Here is a 12,586-nt window from a genome sequence, read left to right on the forward strand (position 1 = left end):
AGCCGCGGCAAAAGCTGCCGTGGAGCCTGATCGCAACGCGCGCCGCGGCTGGCTAGGGCTGAACCCCTGAGGGAACTACGACAAGGCCGCTCTCACATCGGCGAGGCTCGTAAAGGGCGCTTGCAATCTCTGTACCTTTCCATTGCGGTAGAAGAGCAGATCGCCGTCACCAAGGAGGTCCTCCGCTCCTCCCTGGTCGAGCACGGTCATGGAGTCCCGGGCGCTCGGCAAGGAGAAGGCGATCCGGGCGCTGAGGTTGGCCTTGATGCTCCCGGTGATGACATCCACGCTGGGACGCTGCGTGGCGAGAACGAGGAAGATGCCGTAGGCCCGCGTCAGCTGGGCGTACCGCTGGATCAGCTCGCTGAAGCCTTTCCGGTCGCTGCCGGACAGCACGAGGTCAGCGAACTCGTCCACCAGGATGACCAGCTGGGGAAGCTCTTCAAGGCTGCCCCCTGACTCATAGAACTCCGCGGCGGAGCTGACGCCCGCCGACTCCAGGACGGGCTGACGTCGGTCGAGTTCACTTTCCAGGGTGTGACGCAACGTCTCCAGTGCGATGTCGGGATCGCTGATGATCCGTCCATCGCGCAGATGGGGCGCTTTAGCGAACGGGGTGAAGTCGAGCCGTTTCGGGTCCACGATCACGAGCTGCAGCTGCTCAGGCGTGCGGGCGCGCAGCAGCTCGATCAGCAGCCCCCTGAGGAAGACGGACTTTCCGGATCCCGTGGCACCGGCAACGAGCAGATGAGGAAGCCGCGAGAGGTCAGCCACCTGTACTGACCCGCTGGGTGAGATGCCCGCAATGAACGGCAGTGCTCCGGCTCTCGCCGGACTGTCGACTTCGTGGATGACCTCAGCCAGCTGGACCGGCCGCCGGTTCTGCCTTGGGACGTCGACCGTGACGAAGCCCAGCTCAGTCCCGACGGACACTTCGCCAGCAGCTGCGACCTCACGGGTGATGTCCCTGGACCGGCGTTCGATTTCTGTGATGGACAGTTTGCCCAGGGTCCGCGTGCGGAAGCGGATGACGCTGGGTCCGCAGTGAGCGCGTGCTACCTCGAACGGTTCCACCGCAAGTCCGTACTTGGCGAACGCACCGTCCAGGCTTCGAGCTGCCGTGGCGACCTCATGGCCATCGTCCTGCTCACTCGCAACACCCTGTGAAAAGGAACGGCGGTCATCTTCGCTTGCCCGCTCCCGATGCTGTGGAAGAGCGGTGACCTGCTCCCCGCTGAGCGAGCTCTCGGCAGCGGCCGGGTGGGAAGGCGGCGCTGCGGGAGGGACCGGGTCGAGGGGGTGCCAGCCTCCGGGAGCGGAGATGGTGTCGCCGTGCAGTGCATTGCGGACAGCATCGGCACCGACGCTCACTACGTCGACCGGCCCTCCTGTGCCGTTGAGCTGGGCGAGGCTGAGGCTGCCTGCCCGGTTCCGTTCCACAGACACGACCATGCCCCGTCGGTAGGAGCCGTTGCGCCAGTGGCCAAAGCCAAGCTCGTAGTCGCCGTCCGCCACCCGCTGCAGGAGTTCCTCAGCGTCGCGGCGTGGCGAGCTGGCCAGGCCGAAAGCGGCGTTGCGCGCGACGGCGGACCGGATGATCTCGGCAAGCTCGCGTCCTCGGAGGTCTCTGAGCGCACCAGGGTTCTGGAACCGGCTCGCCAGCCACTTGTTGCTCTCCTCGACCTGCTCGGCGGCCGCGCTGTAGTCCGGGGCTTCGCTCCAGAACTTGATCTCCATGACGCTCATTTGCACGAGCGGCGGCTGGCCTGGCCGGGGCAGCACGCTAACCAGGAGGAGGTCGTCGCACATCGCGTCGCGGCCCCTCCGGGTCGCGGCGAGCCGGCGTGGTATTCCCGCCTGCGGAAAGGAAGGGATGAGTTCCTCGAGGGAGACCACGCCTCGAAGTCCGTGAGCGGGGTCAAGCGCCTGCTCCACGGTCTGCGCGTAGCGGATGGCGCAAGCGGTGCCGGCCCGTTCGAGGACCTTGTTCTGAGGACGCTGGACGATCTGCAGCGCCCATCGGCCTGAGACGCTCTCGAGGAGTGCCATCAGCGCTCGGGACTGTTGCGGGTCGGTCGTGGCGATGCCTTCCAGTGCTTTGTTCAGCGCTGCGACATAGGGACCCACGGATTCGGTGCCAGTGATGCCGTCGTAGCCATAGGAATCAGGGTCGGCTCCCTCCTCGTATTCCAAGACGGTGCGTCGTGACGGGCCGGCAGTGGTGAAGGCTTCCAGACCGACGAGGCGGTCGAGGTGTACCACCCAGGCGGACTTGCCGTACCACTCCGAAAGAGCCTTCTCGGAGGTCCGGACGGTTACCATGCGTGTCTGGCCAGGGGCGAGAACTTCGCCACCCTGCCCGCCCACCAGTTCCAGGCAGCGGTACTGAATAGCCTCCAGGTCAGTGGCATCCGGGCCGGGTTCCGGCGCGAAGATGCCGGTGGCGAATACGGGGTCGGAGTCGGGGATCACGACACGGCCTGGAGAACAGGCCAGGGAGGCCGCGTAGGCGGTCCCGGACCGCCCCTGCAAGCTGACCGGCCGCACCTTGCGCTCACCCGGGCTGCGGAAGAGGAAGGTCAGGTGGGAGAAATCCTGCCCTTCCACGGGACGGTGCCGGAGCACCGTGCGCGTGCACACCAGGCGGTCGAGCGGATCTGAGCTGGCAGAAGCCACCAAGTCCCCGATCGCCTGCCGGGTTTCCTCGGTGTCCCCATCAAGCACGACCTGTAGCTTCGGGCGGCTGTACGTCTCGCCCGTCAGATCCTTGCGGTAGAACTCCCTGACCGCGCCAAGTGCCGGCGCTGCGCCTGGTTCGGCGAACGTGACAGCTACGGTCGCGTCCGGGTTGTTCAGCCCCGGGTGGACGTCGAGAAAGAAGGCGATGCGGCCGGCGATGAACTTGCAGTTGCGCTCGAGGGCACCGGGAGTGTGCCCGTCGAGGGGGGAGTACCGGCGCCACAGGAAGGCGGTGGGGCATGGGACTGCTTCGTGCCAACCGGAGTCCGTTTTGAGCAAGGGGAGGAGATACTGGGGTGAGAATGCCCTGACGTCGGCCTGGTCGACATCCTCTGCGCCGTCGCGGACGAGCGTGGCGAACCGGGTTCGCAGTGCGGCGTAGTAAGCCATGGTGAGCGGGCTGGTGGGGGCCACGAACAGGTCGGGAATGCCGGAGATCTCTGCGGTGTCGATCCGCAGCAGCTGCTCGTACTCGGTGCGCGAGGTGCCCTCACGGGGAAGGGCGTTCAGCAGCTCCCGGTAGGCACGGACGTACTCAGCTACCTCATGGCAGTGAGGGTCCAACGCGTAGACGCTGCCCGCGGCTGCCGCCAGCTCGAAGAAATGGTGTCGCGCGTCGGCGAAGGCCGCCATCTCCCGCGCCCATGAAGGTTCAGGCCGGGGCAGCTGCTCGCACACTTCCAGGTGCCCGTCCTGGATGCGGTAGGCCGCCCCCTGCGGGTGTTTCAGGATCAGCTGCTCGGGCTCGAGCAGGCTGGTCTTGCCGAACTGCGGGCGAACGGAAAGGCGCCGTGTCCCGTGTCTGGCAGACACTCGGGCCTCAGAGGGCTGTGTGTACCCCGGGATGCTCACGCTCTCGGGCCAGACGTCCTGGCGCAGGGCCAGCATGGCGTGCACGAGGGTGGGCTGGTCGGCGGTCAGCAGAACGGCAGAGCCGCGTCCGCTGGTGTGCAGTTCCAGGAGCGGATCCCAGGCCTCCTCGAGCGTCTCGTCCTCTTCGCGCTCCCTTTCAGCGCTGCTCATCGGTTCGGAAATGCCGTCCGGCTCTACCGTGTCCGGATCTGACGAATCGTCGTCCTGGCCCGGCTCATCCGCTCCTCGCGGCAGGACCGGCACGGGTCCCACCGGCGAGCCGTCCCACAGGCCGGTGACGTACTGCGGGCCCTCGCCGCTTTCGCCAGCGTCCGAATTCTCAAGCTGGGCGGTACCGAGTTCCGCTCCGTTCCTCGCCCACACCCCGATTTGCGGCTGATCTGCACAGATGAAGCCGCCAGCGTCCGGGTCAACCTCGAGCTCCTGTTCAAACCCGGCGATCCCGTCGTCGCTGAAGAACACGGCGAGGTGGAATTCCTGAACTGCGCCGCCAGGGGATGACAGCTTGACAGTGCCGAAGAGCCAGCGCTGCCCAGCCGGAGGAGCGATGTCGGCCACGGCCTCGCGTCCACTGGTGTGCAGCGCACCGTAGCCTTCGTGCTGCCAGCGCAGGCTTACGGACTCATCCGTGCCCGCGGGCCGGAGAAGCCGGAAGCGGAGTTCTCCCCCATCGGCGGGCAGCCAGACGATGAAACTGCTGGGCCCGCTGAGAGACAGGAAGCCTCCGGAGACAGGCTGGAAGCTGTCCAAGGCCAGCGCTGCCCCACCGCTGCCCGGTGCGAGATCTTCCAGGGTGAAGCCACTGTAATCCAGGCCACGCAGGCTGTGGGAGTCCAGGACCTTGGCCGCGCCTGCTGGGGAAATCTTCTTGGCAGCTAGCTTTCGCGCGAGGTCCTGCGAGGGGGACACGACCCAGTCATCTAGGTTCCGCCGCCAGTCAGCGGACTTGGCCAGGCGCCGTGGGGTCGGCGTGTCGTCGGCGACGTAGTAGCGCAAGTTGGGCAGGTCTAGACCGGCCTGAGCCTCCGTCTGCTCTTTAGTGGAGGCCGCCCAATCCCAGAGGCGCTGTGCCTCCAGCCAGGTAGTGCGGGCGTCCTTGATGCAGCGCTCGAGGTAGTCCTCTACAACGGAACGCACCAGCGTGCCTGCAGATGGGCGCTCTTCGGACACTGCTGCCCGGGCCAGCGCCGGCCATGCAAGTTCGGGGAGGAGCGCGGCATCCTCGGTTGTAGAAAGGACCGTCTCAGGAGGCTGCTGGTCCAGAATCAACAGGATCCGCTGCTCGGTTGCGCCAGCGAGGAAATGCGTGCGCAGTGCTGCGGCAAACCCGTCTCCCCCTGTGTTGGAGCTTGCGGAAGGCATTGCCGAAGGGTCGACGTAGTAGGGGATCAGAAGCGATCCGTCAGCCAGACGGGTGGCTGCAATGTCATGACGCTTCCCGTTGACGCCCTCTGGGTAGACGGCCACTGTGGGGGCTGCGGGATCCAGCAGGGCGGGCAGGAGATCGGCGGGTGCCAGGCCGTGCAGGCCACGCAGCAGCAGACGGCGGCCGGCCCACTGCGGCTTCGCCAGCGCATTCTTGAGAGCACTGGCGGCCAGGGCCGCAAACCGCTGCCGGGCAGCAGATTCAGAGAACGTGGCGGACATAAAGTGCCTCCCCGGCATCGCTGTAACGTTCTAGGAGCCCCAGACGGCCAAGGGCCTGGGAGAGGAGTTCTTCTTCCTCGGCACTCTGGGGCGCAAGCCCGTACTTGCGCAGCGCGGGCAGGAACTCCATCCGGAAAGCCAGCTGCTGCTGCTGGGCAGCAGCGAGGATCAGTTTGACGAGGAGGAAGATGACCTGTTCGTCCAGCTCGAAGAAGCGCACGCGTCCGCGGTTTCGCTTCAGCTCTCCTCCGAAGCCGCCCACGAGGGTGTTCACTATGTCCCGGCCTCGTTGCTTCAGCGCGCTGCCACGGCCGCGGAACGAGGCGAGCACAGCCTCTCTGAGGGCGTAGGCACCGGTGCCCGGCCCGGCCGCTGAGAGGCCTGTCTGGACGTCGTGCAGCGCAGCTGCTGCGGCAGCGCACAGGAGGTCGGTCAGGACCGCGCCAGCAGCGTCCCCGTCCAGGGACCGCGCGCACTCGTACGGATCCGGAATCGGGCCGCAGGCAGCTCCACTGGCCAGCGCTGCCTGGTGGACCAGGTTCGCGACGGCCATGCTGGCGGGCAGGGCGAGCAGGTGCTGTTCGTCAAGGGCCATCCAGGACCGTGCGCACGGATCCGACGCGCTGACTGGCCGGTCGCCCGCGCTGCCCACGCGGAAGCGGATGCGCCCCTCGAAGTCGGGGCGCGCAGGCAGGCTGTTGCCGTCCAGAAACTGTGCAAGGCAGTTGATGCCCTCACCCAGCCGGAAGGCAAGCCGGTAGTAGTAGAGGGCGATGTGGAGGCTGAAGGCCACGATGAGGGCGTGGGCCTTTTCGTGGCGGGGCAGCTGCAGCTGCACGACAGCTCGCAGGTCGTGGCGAATGCGGTTCAGGCCTTCCTGGTCGAAGGCCCCGTGCGCAAGGTCTTTCGCCAGCGAGGCACCGAACTGGTCGACCAGCCGCGTGGGGTCGGCCTTTGCCGCTGCAGGCAGCTCGGACACAGCCCGGGCCGCTGTCAGGAACGCCTGGTCGAGCGGGTTGAGACCATCGTCGCTGCTGAGGAATTCCAGAATCTCACGCGGCAGCGCCAAGTCGAAGCCCTGGCCGTCCCAGCACAGGAAGAGCAGGAGGCTGCCCCGGAAGGATTTGTACCGGCCCTGGTATTCAAAGCCGCGGGGAAGGTCACTGTGGAACGGGGCGAGGAAGGCACTATTGCCACGGTGCCTGGCACTCGGATGGATCCAGTACTGTCTTTCAGCGACCTGCGCCAGCACTTGGCGGTAGTTCGGATCTGCTGGCAGGTGCGAGGCCAGTGTGTCGCGCAGCAGCGAGTCCCCCGCGCGGGCACCCGGGCTGGCCGTCATGTCCTGCAGCATGTTGTAGAGGGCCTTCTCCCGTACGTCACCGCGCGCCCTTGACGGCAGGGCGCTGGGAATATGGGCATGGGCGTCGAGGCTGGTGCCCCGGTCTACAGGAAGGACGAACTCCGCCTGCCGGCCTTTGAAGAAGGCCCGCAAGGTCCGGCCGTCGGGAAGGAGATGTGCGTCGGCTCCCCGTGCCTGCGCGAGGTCAGCCACCGTGCGGCGGAGTTCTTCGGAGGAATTCACTCGGTCACCATCCTGGCCGTGAGGGCAAGCTTTCCGCTGAAGCTCGTCCTGGGCTCGACGATGTAGCGACAGCCAGACCCAGGATCATCGACGAGCATCGCCACGTCCGGCTGCTGCGCGGCGAGCCGCGACAGGTTTCCGGCCGCGCGGCGAAGTGCGTAGATGCGCTCGGCGTCGCCGCTGCTGGCCATACCGCGCTTGGCTCCGCTGAGGATCCGGTAGGAAGGCAGATCCACTGCCAGCTCTACGGCAGGCGTGCCGTCCCCTGCCGGTTCGAGGAGCAACGTGACCGCCATGGGGCGGTATCCGACTTGCCGCGTGCCTTCAGGGTTGCTTGTGGTTGGCCTGTCGGGCCGCGGGGGCGCTTCGGTCAGTGTGAGTCTGAACCGCACATGGGCACGTGTCTGTTCACGAGCATCGTAGTTGTGCACGGGAAGAAACGTGTCACCGCTGGCCCGGACACCGAAGAGGGCTGCAAAGCCGTCCGCGAGTTCCGTCACCATCTCGTTGACGTGCTGCTCAACTTGCTCTTCAAGGGAGGTATCCACGGTCCCCGACACCATTGCGGTCTGCCAGCGGGCGTAGGCTTCGAGCGCACGCAGGAACGGCTTCTCGTCGCTGCCTTGCAAGTCTGGCAGTTCGCCGAGGAAGTAGCGCGCCCCGATTACCGTGCGGCCTATCTTCTGGCGCCAGGCCCGCTCTTGTGCCGCGTCGGGGCGGACGGATGCGCCCTCAAGCGCCTCGGCTGCGGTCCGCAGGGCCGGCGCATCCCCTCCGCTTCCCCCGACGTCCTGAACGAGCTTCCAGAGCGGTGCGGCGTCAAAGGAAGGGTCCAGCCCGGCGTTGGCGAATGCCTCGTAGGCTTCGCGCGTCGGGGCCAGGGCGGGTGACTGCGCTCGAAGGCGGGGACCGACTTCGCCGTCCGCTGCAAAGGCCGTTACCGGCAGCAGGCCATCCATAACGAACGCAATGTCGTTCTCCTCTTTGGCTTTCACACTGGCCTGACAGGGATCAGCGAAGGCGTCGTAGAGGTGCGGCGGCATGATGACCCTGCTGAGCAGGTCCCACAGCGCGCGAGGAGTGTCATTGCGTCCGCGTTCTACCGCGGCACGCCGCGCGAGCCGGTCGAAGTCCGCCCCGGGCTTCGAGGAAAGCAGCACGGCGTTCGTGTATGCGGGGCAGTGGGATACCGCAGGGCATGTCCCACACCTCCTGGCGTCGAAGAGGTCTGACTTTCCGCCAGGAGACAGCCGCTTCAGCATGGCCGGCAGCAGGCCGCCGGGCCCGGCCGTGGGGCGGTGGTCAAGGTTGAGAACCGCTATCTCCAGCGGGTGCACCATCGGGGCGGCAGGATCGGGCACCGGAAGACCCAGACGGGTGAAAAGATCGCGGACCAGACCAGTGAACTTGTATCCGCGTTCCTGCCACATCGGAGCGAGCTGGATCAGCATGCCGATGTTCGCGGCCACCAGCAGGGGCTTGTCCGGGCGGGAGGGCGCATCGTCGGCCAGCGGTGCCAGCTTGCGCGCGAGACTGTCGGCCTGGTCCTCCCCCGGGTTGTCCGCGTGGGTGGCGTCCTCAACGATCTGGCTGAAGAGGTCGCCGTGCACCTGGCGCTGGTACTCAGCCGCGCCACTCTTGCCGCCGCCTGCACTGCCGGTCACGAAGATCGCATGAGGCGGACGTGGCGATGAGGCCATACCGGTGATCCCCGTGTCCACCGTGCTGTGGACGTAGGCCATTGCCTGCGTTCCCGTCTGTCCTCCCACCGCCACTACGGCGTCCTGTGCATCAGCCCTCATCTGACGGATGGCTGCCAGAGGGCTGGGGTACCCGCTGTCCGGCAAAGCCGATGGTGTGTTCATCACCAGGAAAGCTCTCCTGTCCTGTCTTCTGCCAGCCGCGCCGCCGCCCAGACAGCGGGGACGCGGAAACGTGACGCCACCCGCTCCAGGGCAGCGTTGAAAGCAGCTGGGGATCCCAGCGCAGGGGACAACGGACCCTTCCTGAGTTCGGCGGCCAACAGCGCCGGCGGTACCAGGACGCAGGAAGCCACGTAGACCGCCTCCCGCTCGTCCGGCAACGCCCGTTGCTGCGGGAGACACTGCGGCGCGGTACCGCTGTCTTCGGCGATCAGCCGGTGGGCGATGCCATGGGCACTCCACAGCCTCTGCGCCATACCGTCGTCGTGCGCTGTCGCGGGAATGCGGTACGTCTTGCCCCTGCTGTCAAACCCCGATTCGAGGCGCCCAGCCTGAGCGAGGGCGAGCCCCAGCTGCTTCGCGGCTAACCGCACGTCAACCGGACTGCCGCCGCCCAGACCGGCCGAGAACTCAGACGCGAGCTCCCGCAGGTGCACGCGTCTCAGAGCAGCCATCGCCCGGGGGCTGAACCGTCCGCCGGGCAGGGCACGCCTCAGCCCGGGCTCGGCCAGGACGGCAGCGCCAGGCGGGGCCAGCTCGCCCGCCAGACGCAGTACTTCTCGCTCGTCAAGCCCTATGTTCCGGGCCACGGCTATGGCAGCGTCTAGTGATGACACAGGGTGCCCGTTCTCGATCCGCGAGAGCGTGGAGTAAGAGATCCCCGACCCCTCAGCGGCGGCACGCAGGCTGACGCCAGCCTGTTTGCGCGCCGCGCGGAGTGCCGCCCCGAGCGGGCCGCACATCACTATTTCCGTCACGGAGGTAAGACTTCCATTCAGCGGAAACGCCATCAAGGCCTGTTGCATGTTGCGCAACTGCAACACTCGCCCCTCAAGTGTCGTGGCAGGTCCCGAACGCACGATGCACCGCCCGGGCTGCGCACGAAGGGACGCAAGGTGCCGCGAGACCTCCGGCACCCCGACTCGGCGGCGGGAGCGGCGGTGAGCGGGGGCGGGGGCCGGGCCTCGCCGCTCCGTGACGGCCGGACTCCGCCGCTGCGTGCCCTTGCTCTGTGACGTGTGACGGTGCCGTGGCTCCCCTCGGGGGGCCACGGCACCGGGGTGTGCGGGGCGGTCCGGGGCGGGTCAGGGGCTGACGGCGAGGAACAGGTAGGCCGCGAGGATGACCAGGTGGACGCCGCCCTGGAGGAGGGTGGCGCGGCCGGGGACGACGGTGAGCGCCCCGACGATCACGGTGAGGGTCAGCAGGACCATGTGGGTGGGGCCGAGGCCCAGGACGAGCGGGCCGGAGAGCCAGATGGAGGCGAGGCCGATGGCCGGGATGGTGAGGCCGATGGAGGCGATGGCCGAGCCGTAGCCGAGGTTGATGCTGGTCTGCACCCGGTCGCGGCGGGCGGCCCGTACCGCGGCGAGCGTCTCGGGCAGCAGCACCAGCAGGGCGATGATGACGCCGACCAGGGCGTGCGGCAGGCCGGCGGCGGCCACGGCCGACTCGATGGTCGGCGAGACGGCCTTGGCGTCGCCGACCACCGCGACGAGGGCGACGACGAGCAGGCCGAGGCTGGTCAGGGCGGCCCGCGCGGTGGGCGGTTCGGCGTGGTCCTCCTCGGTGCCGCGGTCGCCGCCGGTGGCCACCGGCAGGAAGTAGTCGCGGTGGCGGACCGTCTGGACGGCGACGAAGAGCCCGTACAGGGAGATGGAGGCCACGCCGGCGAAGGTGAGCTGGGCGGTGGAGAACTCGGGGCCCGGCTTGCTGGTGGTGAAGGTCGGCAGCACCAGGCTGAGGGTGGCCAGGGTGGCGACGGTGGCGAGCGCGGCGCCGGAGCCCTCGGCGTTGAAGACGGCGACGCGGTTGCGGAGGGCGCCGACGAGCAGGGACAGGCCGACGATGCCGTTGCAGGTGATCATGACGGCGGCGAAGACGGTGTCGCGGGCGAGCGTGGCGGTCTTGTCCCCGCCGTCGGCCATCAGGGTGACGATGAGGGCGACTTCGATGACGGTGACCGCGACGGCCAGGACGAGCGAGCCGAAGGGCTCGCCGACCCGGTGTGCCACGACCTCGGCGTGGTGGACGGCTGCGAGGACCGCGCCTGCCAGGCAGAGGGCGACCACCGTCACGGCCACCCCGGGCAGGTCCCGCCCCCAGCTGAGGATCAGCGCCACGAGGGCGAGGAGCGGGACCACCACGGTCCAGTCGGTGACGGGTGACCTGCGCGTTGCCGTACTCATACGGTCCACGCTGTCACGGTTGATGGCGGATTGTCACATCACGCGCCCTTGATGGAATGTCACATCGCGCGGTCGTGGCCCTCCCAGTACGGGTCGCGCAGCCGGCGCTTGTAGAGCTTGCCGTTGGGGTCGCGGGGCATGGCCTCGACGAAGTCCACGGACTTGGGGCGCTTGTAGCCGGCCAGCCGGCGTGCGCAGTGGTCGAGGATCTCCGCGGCCAGCGCCTCGCCCGGCTGGAAGCCCTCGGCGGGTTCGATGACGGCCTTGACCTCCTCGCCCCAGTCCGCGTGCGGGATGCCGAAGGCGGCGGCGTCGGCGACGGCCGGATGGGTGAGCAGCTCGGACTCGATCTCGGCCGGGTAGATGTTGACCCCGCCCGAGATGATCATGTCGATCTTGCGGTCGCGCAGGAAGAGGTAGCCGTCCTCGTCGAGCAGGCCGAGGTCGCCGACGGTGAAGAAGTCGCCGATGCGGTTCTTCCGGGTCTTGCCCTCGTCCTTGTGGTAGCTGAAGCCTCCGGTGCTCATCTTCATGTAGACGGTGCCGAGTTCGCCCGGGGGCAGCCGGTTGCCGTCGTCGTCGTAGACGGCCAGCTCGCTGATGGGCCAGGCCTTGCCGACCGTGCCGGGCTTCTTGAGCCAGTCCTCGGCGGTGGCGAACGCGCCGCCGCCCTCGCTGGCCGCGTAGTACTCCTCGACGCAGCTCCCCCACCAGTCGATCATCGCCCGCTTGACGTGGTCCGGGCAGGGCGCGGCGCCGTGGATGGCGTGCCGCATGGCGGAGACGTCGTACGCGTCCCGGGTGGCCTGCGGGAGGGCGAGCAGCCGGTGGAACTGGGTGGGCACCATGTGGGTGTGCGTGCACCGGTGGCGGTCCATCAGACGCAGCATCTCCTCGGGGGTCCACTTGTCCATGAGGACCAGCGGGTGGCCGATGTGCAGCGAGGCGCCGGCGAACTGGAGGACGGCCGTGTGGTAGAGCGGCGAGCAGACCAGGTGGACGTTGTCGTCGAAGGGCCGGATGCCGAAGATGCCGAGGAAGCCGCCGAGGTAGGTCTCCTCGGGGAGCTTGCCCTGGAGGGGGCGGCGGATGCCGCGGGGGCGGCCGGTGGTGCCGGAGGTGTAGTTCATCACCCAGCCGAGGGTGCGGTCGTCCGGCGCCGACTCGGGCTGTCCGTCGAGGAGTTCGGCGTACGGGCGGAAGCCGGTGACGTCTCCGACGGCGTACCGGTGGCTGCCGGGCAGGCCCGCCTCGTCGGCCGCGGCGGTGGCGGCCGGGCCGAACCGCTCGTGGGCGATGAGCACGTTGGCGCCGGAGTCGGCGACGATCCAGGCGATCTCCGGGCCGACCAGGTGGTGGTTGACGGGGACCAGGTAGAAGCCGGCCTGGGAGGCGGCGAGGTAGGCGGTGAAGAACTCGACGCCGTTGGGGAGGACGACGGCGAAGGAGTCGCCGCGTTCCATGCCGGCGGCGCGCAGGCCGTGGGTGAGGCGGTTGACGGCGGCGTGGAGGCGTCCGGCGGTCCACTCCTCGCCGTCGGGGGTGACGAGGACGGTGCGGCCGGGGTCCGCGGCGGCCTGGGCCCAAAAGCCGTTGGGCGGCTGCTGCTGTGTGGCGGGGGCGGTCATGGG

6 protein-coding genes are annotated in these 12,586 nt (G+C 68.2%); all 6 read right to left on the minus strand.

From position 1 onward, the window contains the following. Positions 1-75 precede the first annotated feature (75 nt). The 6 genes from ACIQUR_RS27315 to ACIQUR_RS27340 all read right to left on the minus strand — a co-directional run bounded on the left by ACIQUR_RS27315 (position 76) and on the right by ACIQUR_RS27340 (position 12,583). A complete protein-coding gene (locus ACIQUR_RS27315) occupies positions 76-5,259 on the minus strand; it encodes an FtsK/SpoIIIE domain-containing protein (protein WP_403669444.1) in 5,184 nt (1,727 codons plus the stop codon). After that, positions 5,240-6,844 carry a hypothetical protein gene (locus ACIQUR_RS27320; protein ID WP_403669447.1) on the minus strand — a complete coding sequence of 535 codons (1,605 nt, stop codon included), beginning with the start codon at positions 6,842-6,844 and terminating at the stop codon, positions 5,240-5,242. Before ACIQUR_RS27320 ends, ACIQUR_RS27315 begins: the two co-directional genes overlap by 20 nt. After that, on the minus strand, positions 6,841-8,586 hold the full coding sequence (locus ACIQUR_RS27325) for a hypothetical protein (RefSeq protein ID WP_403669450.1): 1,746 nt from the start codon (positions 8,584-8,586) through the stop codon (positions 6,841-6,843). Before ACIQUR_RS27325 ends, ACIQUR_RS27320 begins: the two co-directional genes overlap by 4 nt. A 122-nt stretch (positions 8,587-8,708) precedes the next feature. Then, the gene (locus ACIQUR_RS27330; protein WP_403669453.1) at positions 8,709-9,587 is read right to left on the minus strand and encodes a helix-turn-helix domain-containing protein; all 879 of its coding nucleotides are present in this window, start codon (positions 9,585-9,587) and stop codon (positions 8,709-8,711) included. A gap of 264 nt (positions 9,588-9,851) precedes the next feature. Then, positions 9,852-10,955 (minus strand): calcium:proton antiporter, encoded by a 1,104-nt coding sequence (locus ACIQUR_RS27335; RefSeq protein ID WP_403669456.1) that lies wholly within the window; start codon positions 10,953-10,955, stop codon positions 9,852-9,854. Positions 10,956-11,014: 59 nt separating this feature from the next. Next, positions 11,015-12,583 carry an acyl-CoA synthetase gene (locus ACIQUR_RS27340; RefSeq protein ID WP_403669459.1) on the minus strand — a complete coding sequence of 523 codons (1,569 nt, stop codon included), beginning with the start codon at positions 12,581-12,583 and terminating at the stop codon, positions 11,015-11,017. Positions 12,584-12,586: the final 3 nt, after the last annotated feature.

The organism is Streptomyces sp. NPDC101132 (assembly GCF_044759225.1).
Taxonomy (GTDB): domain Bacteria; phylum Actinomycetota; class Actinomycetes; order Streptomycetales; family Streptomycetaceae; genus Streptomyces.